Origin of the sequence: Bythopirellula goksoeyrii, from assembly GCF_008065115.1 — a bacterium.
GTDB classification, from domain to species: domain Bacteria; phylum Planctomycetota; class Planctomycetia; order Pirellulales; family Lacipirellulaceae; genus Bythopirellula; species Bythopirellula goksoeyrii.
The window spans coordinates 2,971,827-2,990,599 of the sequence record NZ_CP042913.1; the positions used below are offsets into that span (position 1 = coordinate 2,971,827).

The 18,773-nt window shown below is 52.5% G+C and carries 18 protein-coding genes, 1 tRNA gene and 1 other RNA gene; 8 read left to right on the forward strand and 12 right to left on the reverse strand.

Translation table 11 applies throughout. The features are described 5' to 3' along the window. The 5 genes from Pr1d_RS11740 to Pr1d_RS11760 form a co-directional block, all read right to left on the reverse strand. On the reverse strand, window positions 1–550 hold a 550-nt coding region (locus Pr1d_RS11740), incomplete at its 3' end, for a hypothetical protein (RefSeq protein ID WP_210417961.1). Between the two features lie 67 nt (window positions 551–617). Continuing rightward, the gene (locus Pr1d_RS11745; RefSeq protein WP_148073708.1) at window positions 618–902 is read right to left on the reverse strand and encodes a DUF1580 domain-containing protein; all 285 of its coding nucleotides are present in this window, start codon (window positions 900–902) and stop codon (window positions 618–620) included. 131 nt (window positions 903–1,033) lie between these two features. Continuing rightward, window positions 1,034–1,627, reverse strand: coding sequence for a hypothetical protein (locus Pr1d_RS11750; RefSeq protein WP_148073709.1), 594 nt, complete (start codon window positions 1,625–1,627; stop codon window positions 1,034–1,036). Window positions 1,628–1,742: 115 nt separating this feature from the next. Next, on the reverse strand, window positions 1,743–2,999 hold the full coding sequence (locus tag Pr1d_RS11755; protein WP_148073710.1) for a tyrosine-type recombinase/integrase: 1,257 nt from the start codon (window positions 2,997–2,999) through the stop codon (window positions 1,743–1,745). A 126-nt stretch (window positions 3,000–3,125) separates the two neighbouring features. Next, window positions 3,126–3,199: transfer RNA gene (locus Pr1d_RS11760), tRNA-Val, on the reverse strand. Window positions 3,200–3,355: 156 nt separating this feature from the next. On the opposite strand from Pr1d_RS11760, the gene Pr1d_RS11765 reads away from it, so the two are divergent. After that, a complete protein-coding gene (locus Pr1d_RS11765; protein WP_148073711.1) occupies window positions 3,356–4,351 on the forward strand; it encodes a hypothetical protein in 996 nt (331 codons plus the stop codon). 38 nt (window positions 4,352–4,389) lie between these two features. On the opposite strand, the gene Pr1d_RS11770 is transcribed toward Pr1d_RS11765, so the two are convergent. Then, the gene (locus Pr1d_RS11770) at window positions 4,390–4,803 is read right to left on the reverse strand and encodes a hypothetical protein (RefSeq protein WP_148073712.1); all 414 of its coding nucleotides are present in this window, start codon (window positions 4,801–4,803) and stop codon (window positions 4,390–4,392) included. A gap of 143 nt (window positions 4,804–4,946) precedes the next feature. Beyond that, complete coding sequence (gene icd / locus Pr1d_RS11775) at window positions 4,947–6,194, reverse strand: NADP-dependent isocitrate dehydrogenase (RefSeq protein WP_148073713.1); 1,248 nt, start codon at window positions 6,192–6,194, stop codon at window positions 4,947–4,949. 231 nt (window positions 6,195–6,425) lie between these two features. Here icd and Pr1d_RS11780 point away from each other — a divergent pair, with 231 nt between their 5' ends. Both Pr1d_RS11780 and Pr1d_RS11785 read left to right on the forward strand, forming a co-directional pair. Further along, on the forward strand, window positions 6,426–7,364 hold the full coding sequence (locus Pr1d_RS11780; RefSeq protein ID WP_148073714.1) for a sugar phosphate isomerase/epimerase family protein: 939 nt from the start codon (window positions 6,426–6,428) through the stop codon (window positions 7,362–7,364). A 351-nt stretch (window positions 7,365–7,715) separates the two neighbouring features. After that, window positions 7,716–8,303: a hypothetical protein gene (locus tag Pr1d_RS11785; RefSeq protein WP_148073715.1), complete on the forward strand. Its 588-nt coding sequence runs from the start codon at window positions 7,716–7,718 to the stop codon at window positions 8,301–8,303. A 101-nt stretch (window positions 8,304–8,404) separates the two neighbouring features. Here the strand turns inward: Pr1d_RS11785 and rnpB are convergent. After that, window positions 8,405–8,829, reverse strand: an RNA gene (gene rnpB, locus Pr1d_RS11790) — RNase P RNA component class A. Between the two features lie 440 nt (window positions 8,830–9,269). Here rnpB and Pr1d_RS11795 point away from each other — a divergent pair. From Pr1d_RS11795 to Pr1d_RS11815, 5 genes are all read left to right on the forward strand, one after another. Continuing rightward, window positions 9,270–9,557: a response regulator transcription factor gene (locus Pr1d_RS11795; RefSeq protein WP_148073716.1), complete on the forward strand. Its 288-nt coding sequence runs from the start codon at window positions 9,270–9,272 to the stop codon at window positions 9,555–9,557. 700 nt (window positions 9,558–10,257) lie between these two features. Next, on the forward strand, window positions 10,258–10,770 hold the full coding sequence (locus Pr1d_RS11800; protein WP_148073717.1) for a peptide chain release factor family protein: 513 nt from the start codon (window positions 10,258–10,260) through the stop codon (window positions 10,768–10,770). 110 nt (window positions 10,771–10,880) lie between these two features. Then, window positions 10,881–11,594 carry an HAD family hydrolase gene (locus Pr1d_RS11805; protein WP_168205194.1) on the forward strand — a complete coding sequence of 238 codons (714 nt, stop codon included), beginning with the start codon at window positions 10,881–10,883 and terminating at the stop codon, window positions 11,592–11,594. A 33-nt stretch (window positions 11,595–11,627) separates the two neighbouring features. Further along, on the forward strand, window positions 11,628–13,208 hold the full coding sequence (locus tag Pr1d_RS11810; RefSeq protein WP_238476691.1) for an adenylate/guanylate cyclase domain-containing protein: 1,581 nt from the start codon (window positions 11,628–11,630) through the stop codon (window positions 13,206–13,208). Between the two features lie 175 nt (window positions 13,209–13,383). Next, entirely contained in the window at window positions 13,384–14,760 is a 1,377-nt protein-coding gene (locus Pr1d_RS11815; protein WP_148073719.1) for a hypothetical protein, read from the forward strand. A gap of 69 nt (window positions 14,761–14,829) precedes the next feature. Here Pr1d_RS11815 and galK read toward each other — a convergent pair whose 3' ends face one another. From galK to Pr1d_RS11835, 4 genes are all read right to left on the reverse strand, one after another. Next, window positions 14,830–16,035, reverse strand: coding sequence for a galactokinase (galK, locus tag Pr1d_RS11820; RefSeq protein WP_168205195.1), 1,206 nt, complete (start codon window positions 16,033–16,035; stop codon window positions 14,830–14,832). Continuing rightward, entirely contained in the window at window positions 16,013–16,738 is a 726-nt protein-coding gene (locus tag Pr1d_RS11825; RefSeq protein WP_148073721.1) for a 3-keto-disaccharide hydrolase, read from the reverse strand. The genes galK and Pr1d_RS11825 overlap by 23 nt, the downstream gene beginning before the upstream one ends. Window positions 16,739–16,906: 168 nt before the next feature. Further along, window positions 16,907–18,145, reverse strand: a complete 1,239-nt coding sequence (locus tag Pr1d_RS11830) for a CCA tRNA nucleotidyltransferase (RefSeq protein WP_148073722.1) — start codon at window positions 18,143–18,145, stop codon at window positions 16,907–16,909. A gap of 199 nt (window positions 18,146–18,344) precedes the next feature. Beyond that, on the reverse strand, window positions 18,345–18,737 hold the full coding sequence (locus Pr1d_RS11835; RefSeq protein WP_210417962.1) for a rhodanese-like domain-containing protein: 393 nt from the start codon (window positions 18,735–18,737) through the stop codon (window positions 18,345–18,347). Window positions 18,738–18,773: the final 36 nt, after the last annotated feature.

Genomic DNA, 18,773 nt, shown 5'->3' on the forward strand with positions numbered 1-18,773 from the left:
CCTGATATTCAATCGTCCGCGCCGCTTCGTAGATGTAGCTGACGCTCGGATAGCCACGCGTCACCATTAGCGGGACGTCCCAACGATCAGTGATCGGATAGAGCACTCCTGCCAGTGCTTCCTTTTCTAGCCACACTTCGACGTAATCGTCTTGGTTGTCCCACGTCGCCCGACGGTAGGTCTGTTGTGTCCGCTCCAACATGCCCGCCAGAGAAGAGTAGGTGCGGGGCTTACGCATCCAGCGGGTATTGTCTGCAATCCAGTCATAAGGAATGGTGCCATCGCGCCGCATCTCGACAAGCAAACGGATAACGGTGCTCTTATATTGGGCCTCAGTCTTGGCGATCGCCCCGCGACTAACGAGCTGGTAGTAAACTTGCCGAACCGTCATCGGCTGATACTCAGCAAGCACGTCGATCATCGCATCACGAATAGCCTGAATATCAGCTTTGGTGCGTCGCGCTGATCTTATGGACCTAGCCCCATAAGATTGCTGTTTGTTTTTGCTTGGCGGTCTCTTCGCCTTCGTGGTAGAATGTGTACTCAACATAAAAGCTTCCTTGCTTTAGCCTTGGTGCGACAACCACATCGCGTGCCAAGGCTTTTTTGTGGATTGATTAGAGTCCCATCTCGGCCAACTCGGCTTCAGCCCGTTGAATATCCCTCTCCCGCTGGATCGAGGTCTTAGGCTGCGGAGAAGTTCCGTTAGCGGCATCCGTGCAGCGCTGCTGGAATCTGCGATGGGCTTGGCGGGAAGTGAAACGACAACCGCCCTCGACATAGGTTTCGAGCTTGACGCCGCGAACGCCGTTGAGATGCCAACGCCAGATGGTGCTAGGATTCCGGCTACACTCTTTGGCGAGCTGATTAAGAGTAATTCGATCTTCAGAATAGATGTCCATGATTTCCTCCGTGATGGTGTGATATGACCAATACGGAGTTTATTAGACACGAAACGCCATGGACTGAAAAACGAAAAGAAGACTATAATCAGGCGAATAGGGAAGCCTCTAAGAGCTTTCCCAGGAAACCTCTAAGCGTTTTCCCAAAGCCCCAGTTCGCGAAGTCGCTTACGCACCGTTTTGGCGCAAACTTTTATGCGGTGCTTGTTGAATAATGCTTTGGATATATTCTTGCATGCTGCTTTTTTCCCGACATAAAAAGCAAATTCCTCGCGCAGCCATCCCTCTTCCTTGGGCGTAACCAGCTTCTTAGAGTTCTTGCCGCCTGTACTACGCTTCTCTGCAATTATAACTCCATCAATCAAGGAGTCGGTTATCAAGCTCCTGAGAAATCCATCCGATATGCCGACTAAATAAGCTAGATGTGCCACTTCCAAGGCATCAGCGAGACAAGGATTCTTATTGAGTTTTTGGCAAAGCTCGAGTGCTTCTCTAGCCTCCCGCAAGAGTGAATGTACAAGAGCTATAGTGTCATGGTTAAGCTTTTCTAAACCGATCCTCCCGTTGTAGGCACTCTTATAACTGAAACTGATACATTCTGGACGCTTGAAGTTTTCCCAGTCCGGATCTAGCTTTTCGGCGGTCGAAATGGCGTACTGTACACAGCCCTCAAGGGAGGACATTAGTCTTTCGAGGCGTTTAATGCTTTCGCTATCAGCGGCCATCCAGCAATCTCCTATTTTGAGCCGAGCCGACCGACCGGGGCCACGGGGAGATTGCGTCCCATGACACCGATCAGTCTGTGCGGTTTATAACTCCGCGAACTCGGCAGTCGTCATTCTAACCAATCATTCTGGCAACTTCGATTGCTTTTTTCCGATCCTTCTCGGCGTAAACTTCGGTGATCCCGATAGATTGATGCCCCAGCAGTGTCTTTGCTGCGTCGATATCGAACTCCCGGCGGACCTTGGTAGCTAGGCTGTGACGCAGCTGATTCGGTGCCCAGCGGTGTTTTGTGTTCCACTCTCTTAGCTCCGCTCGCTGTCCTGGGGTGCGTTTCCCTGCTGCGATGGAATGAATAAGTTCATGAGGAAATGCCAACTCACAGCCCCGCGATACGGCTCGACCGTAGCTTTGAGTAGTGTATTTGGCGTCGGGAATGCGTGTCGGCTTCCTACGTCGATTGGTGCCGACACGGTTGCCACAAGTGCGCGGGGTTTTTCTCTCTGCATTACGTCGATCTCGCATCTCCTGCATGGCTTCAGCGGGGGAGAAACAATAATCTTCCGCGCTACGCAGGAGAAACGGGGTTAGCACTTCTTGAGCTTGAGGACCAATATAAATCGTCCGTTCGTATCCGTGGTGAGCCGTCTTATGCTCTTTGAGCCTGGCCTCCCACACTGCGCCGCTGCGATCCACATCGCCAGCCTTGAGATTACAGACTTCCCCCGGTCGGCATCCCGTATGCATCTGGAATTTTACCATCGCTGATACAACACTAGACAGGAAGGGAAGTGTTTGCTCAACCACTGCCAAGTCTACAGGTTTCACAGGGGCTGGCTCGCGTAGCCCGTTGCGTCCCTTCCGTAGTCCGGGGATGATGGCAAGCGTTTGTGGGACAACGGCAGGAATCAGCCCCTCACTGGCCCCCCAGCGGAATACAGCCACGATCTGACGCATTCTCTCGTTGATATAGGGACGGCTCAAATTCTCGTCGATCAACTTCTGTCGTATCGCCTTGAATTGCAGGACGCCAAATTCGGCGGCCTCTGTCCGACCATAGAGTTCCTTCAGAGGAGTCATGCCGCGCTTCATGTTCTGGTAGGTACCGCGCGTGGTATCCCCGTAATATTGCTTTGCGAACTTCAGATAGTCGGCAATCAACTCGATTATCGTGATCGACGCCGCGGGATTGCCATAAGTTGCGGACCGACCAGTAGCTAACCATTCAGCAATCAGCCGATCATATTCGAGCTTACTGGCCTTGGTACTGTGGGGTCCCAGGTAGTAGTCTCTACCGCTAATCGTACAAACCGCCTGCCCACTTGCGCGGTGTTTACGGTACTTCGGAATCGTCTGCCCAATAGAACGCGGCATTGCAAGGGTCTCCTATAACTTGTGGAAATATAAAACGGTACGTACCGTTTTATTCCCTTAGGAAACGCCTCACTGCCAACTGGAGGCAGGTTAGAAAATAACTTGTTTTCTAGGCTCAAACTGTAGTGGGCGATGAGGGACTCGAACCCCCGACATCCACGGTGTAAGCGTGGCGCTCTAGCCAACTGAGCTAATCGCCCTTGCCCTTTCGCTTGGCAAGCCTTCGATGGTATCTTTTGGGACGGGGGGTTGTCTAGGCCCTGGTTTTTATCTGCCTAAGGGCCAGAGCAAACACTAGGCAATGTACTAATGCCTATTTGCATGTCTTTCCTAGCTTTCGCAAGCGAAATGTTCAAGTGACTGAGCTGTTTGCAACCTTGATTTTGGCCATTCATCTAGCTGCAATGAATTTGGCGAGTGCTGGACCGCTTTGTTTTCTGTGGCTCCGGTGGGATAACAGATTAGCCGACGATTCTCAAAACCAAGTTGGGAGATTGCGTTTGCAGATGTTCCGGTGGTCGGTGGCCGCCTATTTGCTGGGGATGGTGCTAGGCGTCCTGCTTTGGTTGGTTTTGCCAGGCGACGGACTGGCCCAGGCTTTGGCCAGGTTTCCTAGCCGGGCATTCGGCTTTGCGGCGGCTGAATTGTTGTTCTCATTGGTGTGCATGTTGCCGCTGGCTTTGGATTGGAGATTTCTACAAGGGAGGTCGTGGCTGAGTAAACTGTTGGCCGTAATGTCGGCGACCAACTTGCTGTATCATTTTCCGCCGTTAATGGCGATTGTCGGTCAGTTAGCATCCAACCCTCATTGGGCTAAGGAGCCAGTACTCGATCGTTCGGTACTACTCAACTTGATGGCGCAATGGCACGTGCTGGCCTTGAGTTGTCACTTTGTGTTGGCATCGGTCACAGTGGCTGCGATGGCAACTCTCTGGCTCGCCTCGCAGGCAAACTCCGCAGCTGAGATGAATGCTAAGATGCAGAAATCCATTCGGCATGCGGGACTTGTGGCTCTACTTACTACGCTTCTGCAAATTCCCGTGGGGGTCTGGTTGTTGGCAAGCACGCCGGCCGCCACCCGTACCGCGTTGATGGGTGGCAGCTTGGTGACCTCGTTGATATTTGTGGTGGCGATGACGGGAACGTTAATCTTGCTACAACGACTGGCCAGCATAGTACTGGGCGACTTCGGAGAAAGCACATTGCGCGGAGCGTGTTGGCTAGTGCTGGTAATCATCTTTTTAATGGCAGCTACATTGCGATGGTCGCGGCCTGACAAGTCAAAGTCAATCAAAGCAAAAAGCCCCGCAGCCGTGTCCGTGGTAGTGGACTCGGCTGCGGGGCGATTCTGACGCAGAAACCGTCTCGGAAAGATGGTACTCCGTGCGAATTACTCTACGGGATTTTCTGGTTCTGTCTTACACTCTTCGAGGGTACCACCGGGCAATTTTCCGGCTTTAATTAGCTCGCCGTAGGTTGGGCTGGAGTCATCTCCTTCAACCGAGTGGAGAGCGGCAACTGATTCTAGAGCCTCAACAATCTTCTCGGGATTCTTGGCGTCTTTCTTTCTGTCGAGCAGTGGCAATAAATGTACTCCATAAGGATTGTGCTGCTTACGAGATTTACCTTGATGACAGATATAGCATTTTGCCGCTTTTACTTCGAGCGCCCAGTCACTCTCTTTGTCATCACCGACATAGAGTTTGACAAACTCTTTCTGAAACTGCAGCACTGCCAATGCGGGTTGAGCAAGATTTGCTGTAAACAATATGGCCGTAATACATAGAACGATACGATATTGCATGGGATGCAGACCTCTTCTTTCGTGGTGGATAGTCTCTATCGGTGAATGATGGCTCACTTTGCAGTGAGCTTTTTAGTAGAAATTGCAGGCTGGAGGTTGTCAAGGAAAGAAAGGCAAGAGCCGTGTGTCGCACTGCGGCTCAGCTACGCCATGTGTTTTATGACCGCATCACCAAACTCACTGCATTTCAAGAGCGTTGCGCCATCCATGAGTCTCTCAAAATCGTAAGTCACAGTTTTGGCACTGATCGCACCATTGAGACCTCGGATGATGAGGTCGGCCGCCTCGGTCCAGCCGAGATAGCGGAACATCATCTCGCCAGAAAGGATTACAGAGCCGGGGTTCACCTTGTCCTGGCCTGCGTACTTCGGAGCGGTGCCATGGGTTGCCTCGAAGATGGCGTGGCCAGTCTGGTAGTTGATGTTTCCTCCTGGTGCGATGCCGATGCCACCGACACAAGCGGCCAACGCGTCGCTAATGTAATCTCCGTTGAGATTCAAAGTGGCAATCACATCGTAGTCAGCGGGGCGCGTGAGAATCTGTTGCAGCATCGCGTCGGCGATGACGTCTTTGATAATGATGCCGGCACCAGGCTTGCCCGCGGGGATCTGACACCAGGGACCACCATCGAGTTCTGTAGCGCCAAATTGGTCTCGCGCGCATTCATAACCCCAATCACGAAAGGCACCTTCGGTGAACTTCATGATGTTGCCCTTGTGGACCAGTGTGACTGAGCTGCGATTGTTGTCGATGGCGTATTGAATCGCAGCATGAACCAAGCGGGTGGTGCCTTCCTTGCTGACGGGCTTGATGCCGATGCCGACCGAATTGGGAAAGCGAACCTTTTTCCAGAGATCGGGGAATGTTTCAGAGAAAATCTTGCTGAACTTTTGGCAATCTTCACTCCCGGCTTGAAACTCAATGCCTGCATAGATGTCTTCCGTGTTCTCACGGAAGATGACCATGTCGGTTTTCTCTGGCTCCCTTACAGGTGTAGGAACTCCTTGAAAGTATTGAACGGGACGGAGGCAGACGTAGAGATCAAGAATTTGGCGAAGGGCAACATTTAGCGAGCGGATCCCGCCACCAACGGGAGTTGTCAGCGGACCCTTGATCCCGACCAGGTAAGTGCGAAAGGCGTCAAGCGTTTCGTCAGGAAGCCAGCTACCCGTGGCATTGAAAGACTTCTCACCTGCCAGAACCTCTTTCCACTCGATTCGGCGTTCACCGTCGTAGGCTTTTTCGACGGCTGCATCGAGGACCCGTTGACTTGCGTTCCAGATATCGGGCCCGGTGCCGTCTCCCTCGATAAAAGGGATGATTGGCTGGTTGGGTACTTCTAGGTTATCTCCCTGTTTCTTGATTGGTTTGCCCGAAATGGCTGCCGTCATTGGTATTTCTCTCTTTGTACGCGATTGCGGAATCGTGGGCTCTCTCTGACTATCGGACAACCCTACTATGGATTTGTAGTTGCCGATTTTCGGTTTAATGCTACTCCCCCGTCAATGGGCTCACCTAGTCTAAGAGCGACGATCCAGTTGTGAATGAAATAGGAGACACCTATAATCACTTAAACTTCTTCTTTCAACGTAACTATTCCAATCAATCTGAGGGCCTCACCCATGCCAAGTTCGCCTAATCGTCGTGATTTTCTATCTAATACGTCCCTGGCTGGGGCGGGAGTTGTATTTGGGGGCATTTCAGCCTCACTTTTGAGCGCCGAAGAGGAATCATCCATGCCCTTTAAGATTTCTGTTGCCGAATACTCTCTACACAGAATGATCCAGAAGGGAGATCTCGATCCGCTAGATTTTGGCCCTTTCTGCAAGGAACATTTCGATGTGGACGCTGTTGAATACTGGATGGGACCATATGCTGATAAGGGAGAGGATCTTGTCTACCTCGATGAAATGCACAAAAAGAGCGAAGATGCTGGGGTCAAAGGCTTGCTGATTATGTGTGATATTCCCAATGGTGAGGGGGATCTCGGGAATCCAGATGCTAGCAAGCGGCAGCTGGCGGTTGAAAAGCATTATCCCTGGGTGGCCGCGGCCAAACGGATGGGATGCCACTCAATTCGGGTAAATGCCCGGTCTGAGGGGACCAAAGAAGAGCAGGCAAAGCTTGCGGCGGAGGGTCTGAGGAAACTTAGTGAATATGCTGCACCCCAGGGGATCAACGTGATTGTAGAGAATCATGGCGGCTATTCCTCCGATGGGGCTTGGTTGGCCGGGGTAATTAAGAGCGTCAATCTACCGAATTGCGGCACTCTGCCAGATTTCGGCAACTTTCGGGTCAGCCCAGAGGAGAACTACGACAAGTATAAAGGTGTCGAAGAATTGATGCCTTACGCCAAGGCTGTCAGTGCAAAATCCCACGTATTTGATGACAAGGGGAATGAATCCGAGATCGACTATGAAAGAATGATGGAAATCGTGACTAATGCTGGCTATCACGGGTATGTTGGTATCGAGTGGGAAGGATCGGAACCGGAATCCGAGGTCGAAGGGGTACTGCTGACCAAGCGATTGCTGGAGCGAGTTCGCTCTCAGATGACTTGAGCGAGAAATAAAAGAAAATCGAAGTTCTTAAGGGCGGCCATTTGGCCGCCTTTTTTCGTCTTTCAGGGCCCGTTCTGAAGCAATTAATAGGCTTGGTGACCACGGACTTGCGAGGTGGACACCGGGGGAAACGGGAGTGAGTGAAGTGCCCACTTATTAGGCAGTCGAGCTTTTGCCTTGCTAGGCAGGGCCTGCCCGAATATAGGCATCTGCTGGCAATCGACGTAAGTGCAAGCAGTGCAAGGACCTACGTGATTCATTTGATCGCTAGCTGATACTGGGAGCAAACACGGAGGCCGCAGCGGCCCTTCGGATGGACCACCCTGCATTAAGCGTAAGGAGACACTTATCGTGCTAGCCCAAGCTCAAGAAACCTATCGGGAAGTTTTGCAAGTCGCCGACAATCTTTATCGTCAAGAACCAGATTGGGTGACATTCTTTCGCGAAGTTCTCGGAATCGACGGTATAGTTCGGACCCGTTTTCCCTCTTTTGAGGAACTCACCAAATTTGAGCAAACGGATGAATTTGACCGCATCCAGAAAATGCTGGTAAAGCTGCGAGAAAAGAGGAACTCTGCAGATCCCGATTCTGAGCCAACCCGGGTAATAACCGTCCGCTTGCCCAAGAGCATGCACGAGTATCTGAGGACCGAGGCTCACGATCTGCGGACCAGCATGAACAAATTGTGCATTTCGAAGCTACTTCAGGTAATTGGCGAAGAAATGATACCCAACGAGAGAACCGGCGGTACCAAGCCGGCCGCCCAAGCATCTACTCCTACCAATCAGGGGCAGCCCGTTTCCAATAATGTTCACCTTGGCGGCCAAGCCCCCCAGCCGCAAACTCCCCAGAACAACTATCACCCCCAGCAAACCGCGACAAACCACCAGCCGCAGACGATAACGATGCCTTTCAAGCCGGCACAGCCTCGTTTCTAGCATTGGTGCGAATTTAGACGTGTGTCCCTTGCTAGAGTGGTAATTGCAAACTTGCCCCGACCGAACTTCTCGGTCGGGGCTTTCTGCGTTTATAGAGAAAAATCCGGAGAGAACCTATAAGCCGGGTTCTGTGATCCACCGAAGTGGATTGGCGACCATTCATCTACGTCCACGGTTACCCGCGGCCTTTAGCGGCCTACCCGAGGGTCGTAACGAGTCGGACGAACTCTGCCCTCTGTTTGGCCTTGCACCGGGTGGGGTTTACCAAGCCAAACGAGTCACCCCGTCTGCTGGTGCGCTCTTACCGCACCTTTTCACCCTTGCCTGTGGAGTGGTTAGCGTTTAACCATTAGCAAGAAATTCATTCGCTAATTGCAAAACGCTAACCACTCCCATCGGCGGTATGTTTTCTGTGGCACTTTCCCTAATCTCACGATCGGTGGGCGTTACCCACCACCCTGTCCATTGGTGCCCGGACTTTCCTCCCGTTTGCACAAGGCAAACCGGCGGTCTCCCGGTTCACTCCGGAATTTATGTAACCTAAGTATCATAGCAGTCCATTCCTTGGAAACGTAGTATCAGATTTAAAAAGAACCCCAAAAGCCAGGCCAAAGAGGGAGTGTATTGCGCCGGACAATTTGTCGTGCTTTTGGGGAGTGTGAAGTGTCCAGGTGTAGCATGCGTGACACAATCGAGGAAAAATAGTTGATTCTTACTTGACCCAGCAAGGAAGGTAGTTTTTTCTGACTATACCGTAAAAAGCTTATCTACCGTCAAGGAGGGTTATTGCAGTCCATGAGCAATCCACCCTAGAATAAAATGATATAATTCACATAGCATTAGAGAGTGAAAATCTCGATCCCCCCGAATGGGGTCTTTACTTCACAAATTAGATTAGTAATGCTGAGGAGGTTGTGAATTTTTATTGATTTGGTCCACTGAACCTGAACAGAGCAGAGAAGAAAAATGGCTAAAGACAAAATGAAAGACAAAGTGGCCAATTTGACTCCCCGTCAATTGGAAGTAGTCAGGCTGGTAAGCCTCGGATGCATCGTGGAAGAAATTGCCAATATCTTGGATTTGGCAGTGAGTACGGTCGACAATCACAAGGCCGCTGCGATGAAGACCCTGGGAACGGATAAAGCAACTTTGCTGACCCGGATTGCCATCAAGCATCGAATCAGCCCCCTGGACGACAAGCTTTCTCGCAGCGAGAAGCGCAAAAGCGGTCGAAGCAACGATGGGTGGAATTAGTTTACGGACTAATATTTTCCCGGCGTTGACTCAGGAACGCTCACCTTGAGGCGAAAACATCCAGTCGTCGTGTTACTAGCCAGCAGGATGGCAGTTGGATCGGCGATGTCGGAGTCGGCCATTTTTGCGGTAAGTTTGCCCACCTTTTAGAGGGGACTGAAAGGTGGGTGATTTATACTGTAGCTGACTGAATTTTTCAGGCTGCATATTATCGCCGATAGCTGCATCCCGCTTTATTTCTTGAAATTCTGAGATTTTTCTTCAAGTCTGGAATGTGTGAAAATATGTCCCTCGCTTTGTAACTGCTGCAAAATTGCTACAGGGCAGGGTGTTGCATTTTCGCCAGATTTTGAGAAGCTATTTCGATTAGGTAAATTAGAGTTGCGCTTTTCCAGCTCTTCGGTGCCTCAGTTGTGTTTGGCATCGTATTCGCTTTCACTTGAGTCGGATTGCCTGATTTGCGATCCTATGGTGGACGGAATTAACCATTCTTCAATCTAAGGGAGACTCTTTATGCTCAGTCCTGCTTTAATCTTTGCTTGTGGCGGATTCGTTCTCTATTGCACCCTCGACATTCTGCGCTCGGTATCTAGTACTCCTCAGGAAACCAAATAGTCCTGACCAAGGGGTTTCTAACTGACTTTATCGATCCTACGGTGCTAGAGGTGAGTCGACAATCGAATTGTGGTTGGATGTCGTAATGGTTCATCCTGCACAATTACCGATTGAAGACTTGCTGGTGCAATGTAAGTTTCGCAGAACTCGGCGATCAGGGCCGGGAGGTCAGCACCGAAACAAGGTCGAGACGGCTGTAGTGATTGAGCATCTACCGACCCAAGTCCGTGCCGAGGGCTCGGAGCGGCGTAGCCAGTCACTGAATCGAGAGGTAGCGATTCATCGCTTACGCACTCAATTGGCACTCCAATTGCGCACCCCGGCTTCCGAGTCTTCATGTAATGCACCGCCTAGCCAGCTGTGGAAGAGTCGCGTATCTGGAGGCAAGGTCTCGGTGAATGTGGCCCATGCTGATTTTCCATCACTGCTTTCCGAAGCGTTGGATATCTTGGCCTCCAATGCATACGAGATATCTCCCTCCGCTGATCGGCTCGGTATCACTAATTCTCAATTAGTGAAATTCCTCAAATTGGAACCTGCAGCACTGCTTGCCGTCAATCGCCACCGTAGCGAGCGGGACATGCCGGCACTTCGCTAGAGCCAGGAGCCGGAAATCTCGGCGATTCTTTCGCCTCGCCAGGTCCAAGCCTCTGCCATACAATGCGGGGCATAGATCTTCTGAGAGCAAATTCACGCACAAGGCACTCCATGGCAACGGTTCTGTTTGACATTGACGGTACACTTATTCACACTGCCGGAGCAGGACATCGCGCATTTGCAGACACTTTTCGCACGTTGTTCGGCATCGAGAAGATTTCAAGTGACGTGCGCTTTGCCGGTCGCAGCGATCGGGCAATAGCCGAAGAACTCATGGCAACGCACGGTGTTGCCTCCAGCAGTGAAAATTGGCTGCGATTCGTCAAGGCTTTTGTTCCTCGCTTGGAGGAAGTGCTGCCCCAATGTCAGGGAACGGTTCTACCCGGTGTCGTGGAATTGCTCGACCGTCTGAAAGAGTCCGAGCAAACTGCGATTGGACTTCTGACGGGAAACATTGCTGCCGGGGCTCAAGCCAAGCTTTCCCACTATCGGCTCTGGGACCGTTTCGCTTTCGGAGGATATGGAGATGATTGGGTGAACCGAAACGACATTGCTGCGGCCGCGCTCGCCGCTTCACGAACGTATGTCGCACAATCGCAGGATGCTAGATCTGGGAAAACAAATGGTGAATCGCAGCGAGTCATCGTGATTGGCGATACTCCGGCGGACGTAGAGTGTGCTCGAAGCATCGGCGCCGTTGCCGTCGCCGTACTTACGGGGGGAGTACCACGCGAAGTACTCGTTGCTACCGAGCCCGATCTGCTCCTCGACGATCTTTCGGAGATTGATGACATCTTGGTACAGATTAACTCAGTCACTGCTTAGGCAGCAAAAGGGAAAGAGTCGCAAGGAATACCAGTGCAGCCTACGCCACTTTCGACAGCGAGCGACATCGCGGCTAATCGCCGAGTATGGACGTTCGTCGAGCGGCATGGCCTGCTTTTGGTAGGCATTTCACCGATCGTGGCAAATCTGATTGGCAGCGCCTTCAACATCCTCTACAACCAGCAACAGATCTGGCCGATCCTCTCGGTCGCTCAACGCGAGCGTTTCGATCTTTGTTGGCAATTATTCAACCTTTTGGTCTACCCCATTGCGGTTGCCTGCTGGGCGGCTCCTCTAGTTTGGCTTCGAAGCACGCATCGGGCCCTATTAGTCGGCGATAAGGTTGAAGAATCGACACTGGTATCGGCACAACGGCTTGTAATCAATCTACCTTGGTGGATTCTCATCGTAGCTGGAGTTAGTTGGTTTATCTGTATCCCAGTCTTTCCTGCCGCGCTGGCGATGGTGCCCGGCAAGCTCTCTCCGGTTGTCGTGGGGCATCTGATTACCTCTTTCGTCACGGCCTCTCTAATAGCGATCACTCATAGCTTTTTCGCAGTGGAACTTGTGAGCCAAAGAGCCCTGTATCCAGTCTTCTTTCGCCAAACCAGCATGGCAAACGTGCCCGGTGCAGTGCCGCTCAGTATCACCGCTCGGGGAATCTTGTGGGCCTTGTCTGCTGTGGTGAGCCCCATAGTCTCCTTGGTGTTGATACTACTCGTGCAGGATCCCCAGCATCATTCCCCTGCTTTTGGCCTGGCAGTTGGCGTGGTGGCGATCGCCTTTGGGCTCACTACGGCCTGGATGCTCAGCAAATTGATTGCCGTACCTGTGCGGCAATTGCGAGATGCCTCGATGCGAGTGTCTGATGGGGATCTCGACGTGCGCGTGAACTTACAGCGTGCCGACGACTTTGGTCCTCTAATCGAAGGGTTCAATACCATGGTCCAAGGTCTACAGGAAAGAGAACGGCTTCAAGAAACTTTCGGTCGACATGTCGGTCAGGAAGCTGCCCGCCAAATTCTGCAACAGGGCGAAGGACTCGTTGGCAATGAACAGGAGATCACGGTGATGTTTGTTGATGTGCGAAATTTTACGGCCCACTCGTCAACGCATTCTCCGCAAGAAGTCGTGTCGGCGTTGAATATTTTCTTTCGCTTGGCGGTTGAGACAATCGAAAGCCATGGAGGAATGGTCAACAAGTTTCTCGGCGATGGTTTCATGGCTCTGTTTGGGATTGGAACCCAACAGACCAACCACGCTTTCCAGGCCGTGAGAGCCGCTCAGCAATTATTTCAAAGCTTGGAGATTGTCTCAGAGGAATTGGAGCAGGTAGGCTGGCCCGGCTTGCAGATCGGGGTAGGCATCAATACCGGGTCCGCAATTGTGGGAAGTATTGGGTCTCCAAAACGGCTCGAATATACCGCGATTGGCGATACGGTCAATGTGGCCTCCCGAGTGGAATCGCTTACCAAAACCTTAGGGCATTCACTGCTGATAACCGAGAATACCAGGCACTATTTGCCGGAAGAGCTCTCTTGTATCCCAGTCCCTCCCCAAACCGTCAAAGGGAAGGGCGAGCCCCTTCGGATCAGCGCAATCGCCGAGAAATAAGCCAGTTTGACCGTTACTTCTCTCGGCAACTCTCCCCTCGCCCGCAGGATGCATGCAACCGCTAAAGTCTACCTGAGTGGTCTTTGCGGAAAAAGTAGAGCAACTGTTGCCTGTGGCATAAGCGACTCTCGATAACTACCGCAGTGGACGGTCTGAACCACCTCGATTGGTTATCATGCAACTACGGATTCTTGCTATCATCGCGATTCTTCCGCTTGCCGCGGCACTGGCAGGGTGTGCATGCCCTTGCGCAAAGTGCGGAGTCCCTCGGACGCCCGAAGCTCCTTGCATCCACGACCTCTGTGATTGCAATCAGGCGCCCCCGGATCTTGCCTCTGAGATTCTTCCAACGGGAGAGCTAATTCCGCTTCCCGCACCTGGCGAGACCTACCAGTTGCTCGACGTAGCGACCTGTCAGTGCAATGCCGCTACGAACGACACGGTAGCAAACATGGTGGAACTCGAAAGACACTGGGCGCAGGTAATCATCCAATGCGACACAAAGGGCGTTCAAGAGAATTACTGTCTCGACCGTGATCTGCTCTCACTGCATGCCTGCCAGATTCGCAACGAGTCCGCTGCTACTGCTCTCAAGGCATTCTATCAACTTGCTGGCCTGGAAGCCCAGCACCACTACCTGCTGCATGCTTTGAACGAAACGGCGACAACACTTGCAAGAGTCGACAATATGAATGAGGCAGGCATTGAACCTCCAGATGGAATCGATCGCACTTCTGTTCTTAAGCAAATCAATCAAATGGAAGATCAGCTTACGCAGATGGAGTATCTACGCCTGCAACTCAACGGCCAGCTTCAGCACTTGATCGGCTGTCCGCTCAACGAAAACTCGTTCTACTGGCCCCAAATCGATTGGCATCCCGATATGTCACCAGTCGACGCCGAGTTGGAGCTTGCAATGGGATTGGCAAACCGACAAGACCTCCAAGGTCTGGAAGTTTTGCTTTGCAATCTAGAAAGGATCTCACTACCTGTTGCCCGTGGTGTCTTAAACTACGCGGATTCCACGATAGGCACAGTCGAGCCGCGCGAGGGGATCATCCACACGTTGCGTTGCTTTCATTGCTATGAACATGAAGTACCTGTCCGCTGTCGCCAACTCGGGTTGTTCTATGACGACACCGAGAGTAAAGCAACTGCTGAAATTAAAGGAGCAGTGTACAAGATTGGTCTCCAGCAGCACCGCGTCGTCATTGCCCAGCAAACGCTACTAGATCTTCGAGACAAGCTGTCTGCACTTAACAAAACTCGTGACATGGATGATGTGACAGTTTTCCATATCAGTAGCTTGCGAGTTGAGATCGATGAGGCCGAGTCACAACTCATCGAGCAAGTGATTGCTTTGAAACTTGCCCAGGTAGAACTGAAAAAAGCGAAGGGGGAACTGGCCAACGAGTGTGGTTATGTTCCCCGCTTGTGCCTCGACGGGTGCTGCAATGGAGCTTGTATGCGATGCGAAGGAGGATTAGGTATGGGGTGTCAAAATGGAAATTGCCATCGAGGCCTCTCGAAGAAGTCGTGCCAGTGTGAGTGAATAATCTGCTGGGAAACAAAACCACCCCCACTTGCAGGGTCGGCCCCCGAGGTCTAAGGAAGTGATAAACTAGGACTTAATCACATGGGCCCCACGCGCTGGCGGAGTGACGAACGCGGTCGCCTCGATGCCGGTTTGTTCGTGGTACTTCTTGCAAATGGCCTCAGCAATACGATCTGCCTGATCTGTCCTAACAAGGGTGACCGTGCAGCCACCGAAGCCCCCGCCGGTCATCCGCGAGCCGATGACACCCGCTTCAGGACCTAGCTCGCGAGCCGCCTCCACTAAGGTGTCGAGTTCCTTACAGCTCACCTCATAGTCATCGCGAAGAGAATCATGGCTGCCATACATCAATTCACCGACCCTCTTCCATTCTCCGGCAGCAATTGCCTCGGCGCACTGGGTTGTTCGCTCAATTTCTCCGATAACATGTTGTGCACGACGAAAGTGAACGTCGTCGAGGTTGTCTCGGTTATTCTCCAAATCGGTGAGGTTGGCCTCTCGAAGGGCTGAGACTTGCAGGATTTTGGCCGCTGCTTCGCATTGCTGTCGGCGTTCGGCATACTCGCCGCCAGTGAGTTCGTGTTTCACGTTTGAGTTGATGATGAGCACCGTCACACTCGGGTCGGCCAAAGGGACCATGGTCGTTTCTTGATTGCGACAATCGAGCAACATTAAATGTCCCTCCTCGCAGAGAACGCTACTAAACTGGTCCATGATGCCACAAGGGACCCCAGCACCTTGATGCTCCGCTTGCTGGCAGACGAGTGCCTTAGTCTTCGGGTCGAGTCGGCTGCCCGTAATCTCTTCCAAAAATGTAGCAGTGGCGACCTCCAGGGCAGCGCTACTGGAGAGCCCGCCCCCTAGAGGGACGTTCGAATCGATAACAGCATCGAACACGGGGGGCACTATTCCATGCTCCGCGGCCGCATCAAAGACTCCCCGAATGTACTTTGCCCAGGTGGGAAGTGGCGGGGAATGCTCGCCTGCCAGGCAGATCGCCTGTTCTTCGTCCATAGTTGTGCTACAGATGCGCGCAGCACGGACCGTTCGACCATCGTCACTTCCGTCGCCGGCCACCACGGTATACCGGTCAATGGCCATCGGCAAAACGAAACCATCATTGTAGTCGGTATGCTCACCGATTATGTTTACCCGGCCAGGGGCAGCCACGACGATGCTTGCTGTCCTGTCAAATCGTTCCTGGAATGTTTTAGCGGCCCGCTTGGCTAAATCCGCCAGTGATAAGTTATCAGTTGGACTTGGTTTGCTCATCGCCATCTATTTCTCGTAGCTTGATGTTCTTATACCAGACGTCGTCTCCATGGTCTTGTAGACCAACGTAGCCCTTTCGCGCAAAATCCTTAATCGCGCGGCTGAATTTGTGCTTGGTCCCATCGGGTCGCAGGCCTGGTTGGTCGAAATCGTCGCAATTTAGTTCTGCGACGAGCTCGCCATTCACAAAGGACGAGATCATCGGGCCTTCACAGCGAATCAGAAGGTTATTCCACTCGCCAGCCGCTTTGGTAGCGATCTTCGATGCGGGCACCAGGTCGTAGATTGCGCCGAAGTCAGTGAGACCAGTGCCCGAGGAATAGACTTGGACCTCCGTGCCGGTCATGACAGGGTCGGCCAAATCGCTGACCCGTAGAAAAACGCCTGAGTTGGCATCATCTTTCCCCTTCTTTACATCGCAGGTGAATTCAAAATCAGCGAACTCTTGGTCGTAGACCAACACATACCCGCCCACACCATGCGTATTGATCGTGCCATCCTGTACCGCACCTTCGGCAATCGGCTTGCCATTGTTATTTTTCCAGTTTGCGAGAGACTCGCCATCAAACAACAGGTTCCAACCCGCTTCCTGTTCAGCGGCGGTAAGTTGGTTGTCGGCGGCCATTGTGGGCGAGACCACTAAGAGCAAGAGTGTGATTGCGATAGCAGCTGATAGACTGCGGCGGTTTTGTGATGACGGCATCTAGTTACCTCAATGGAGAAATACGGGTAAACTGATAGCAGATGAACTGGCGATTCTAGCGAGATCGATGTCATTTAGATAGGAGTCAAATCGCTAGCGCATAGTGTTGGCACTGCCCACCAAGCCAATGCTAACACTGTCCGCAGCTGTTGGTGGGCGGTGCCCACCCTACGAATTGCGCATCAATTCTTCTACCAGGGCCCACGCCTCGTCTGCGCTGGCAATATGATCCTCCAGTTGAGAATCACGTACGGCTGTGAGCAACATGGCAAAATAGGGACCCGGAGTCAGTCCTTTCTCCACGAGATCGTCGCCGGTCAGTAGTAGCGGAGGATTGAGCTGGTCCTCAGGGAGTGCCATTTTAGCGGAACAATGTTGCACTCCAATCTGCTCCGCGCCGAACACGGCAGTCCCCAGGGCGACCAGTTCGCTTGCTCCTTCATGAACTAACGTTCGCTGCAACTGGGGCCAGGGAACAGTATCCGCTCTACCCACCATATCCAAATTCGTCACCAACCAGACTGCCAAGTCAATCTGCTTGTTTGACCAACGAAATCGTCGACCACAGGCGGCGACTACTCGAGGCTCATAGGTCTTATGAAGAAGCGCAGCCAAGCACGTCGAGAGATTGTCTGATTCAAGACGACCTAGCACTTGAAGTGTCTCTTGCCATTGCGGAGAACTGCTATCAGCGTTGTCAGCCAGCTCTGGCAGAACGGGCCGCAACAATCCGCTGTGATGCAATAACTGTAGTCCCTCGCCTCGCCGGGGATGCGTCAATATTCTCTCAAATTCCGCACCAATTCGCTCGGCACTCACTACGATCACTTCGCTTGCCATTTCTTGGATGGCGGCGAGCGTGGCAGGTTCGATTTCAAAATCGAAAGTCGTAGCAAACCGTACTGCACGCAGCATCCGCAATTTGTCCTCGGTGAACCGATCACGGGGATTACCAATCGCACGGACAACTTCTCTCTCAAGGTCGGCCTGACCTTCGACATAGTCGATGACTTGCTCGGCAATGGGATCAAAGAAAAGACCGTTGATCGTAAAGTCGCGGCGCTCGGCATCGTGTTCGGCAGTCGTGAAGACGACCGACTGCGGATGACGCCCATCGAGATAGGATCCATCGGCACGAAAGGTGGCGACCTCAATCGGCTCATGACCTCGACCACAATGCACGCCGATCACACCAAAGGCCGCTCCGATGGCCAGAGTCTTGCGCTTGCCGAAGAGTGCCTGAATCTCCTCAGGACGAGCATTAGTGGCAACGTCGTAGTCTTTCGGTTCGCGCCCCAACAGCTGGTCCCGCACACAGCCCCCAGCCCACAAAGCTTCAAATCCAGCCTCGCGGAGTTTCTTCACGATCTGCAGAGCGTGTTCACGTTGGGTCGTTGCGGAAGACATTGTCAAACATTATAGCGGACGAATTGTCATTCCGAAGGAGCCTAAGCGAGTGAGGAATCCGGGGTGAACCATCGCTCACCATCCATACTGTTTGGCGAGACCACCCAGATCCCTCAGGTCGCACGGCTCCCCTCGGGATGACAGTTCGCTTTGCCCTTCTATGTAGCGAGTGCAATTCCCGGACACCCTCAGGCATTAGCTAATACCGTACCATCTCCGGCTCAATTTCTTCAGCCCAGCGGTCAATCCCTCCGGTGAGAGACTGTACCTTCTCAAACCCTTGATCGCGCAGCCAGTTGGCGACGCGTTGGCTGCGGACTCCTAGGTGGCAGTAGACCACTAGATGGGACCCTTTGTGGTTTTCCAATTCGCTGACTTGCTCGGCGAGCGAGCTCATCGGTAGCAGCTTCGAGTCGGGGAGGGCGACCAGGGCGTGCTCGTCCGCTTCGCGACAATCAATGAGCAGAAAGTCTGCGCCGTTCTTGCTGAGAGCCTGAAGCTCGCTGCATGCGATTTGGGGAGGAAGTGAAGACATAGCGGAACTACTCAATTGCTTCTTATAGCGAGCCGGGTCGTCCCCGACCCCGTTCATACTGGGGCTTGTTGAGCACCTCAGATAATCGGTGTC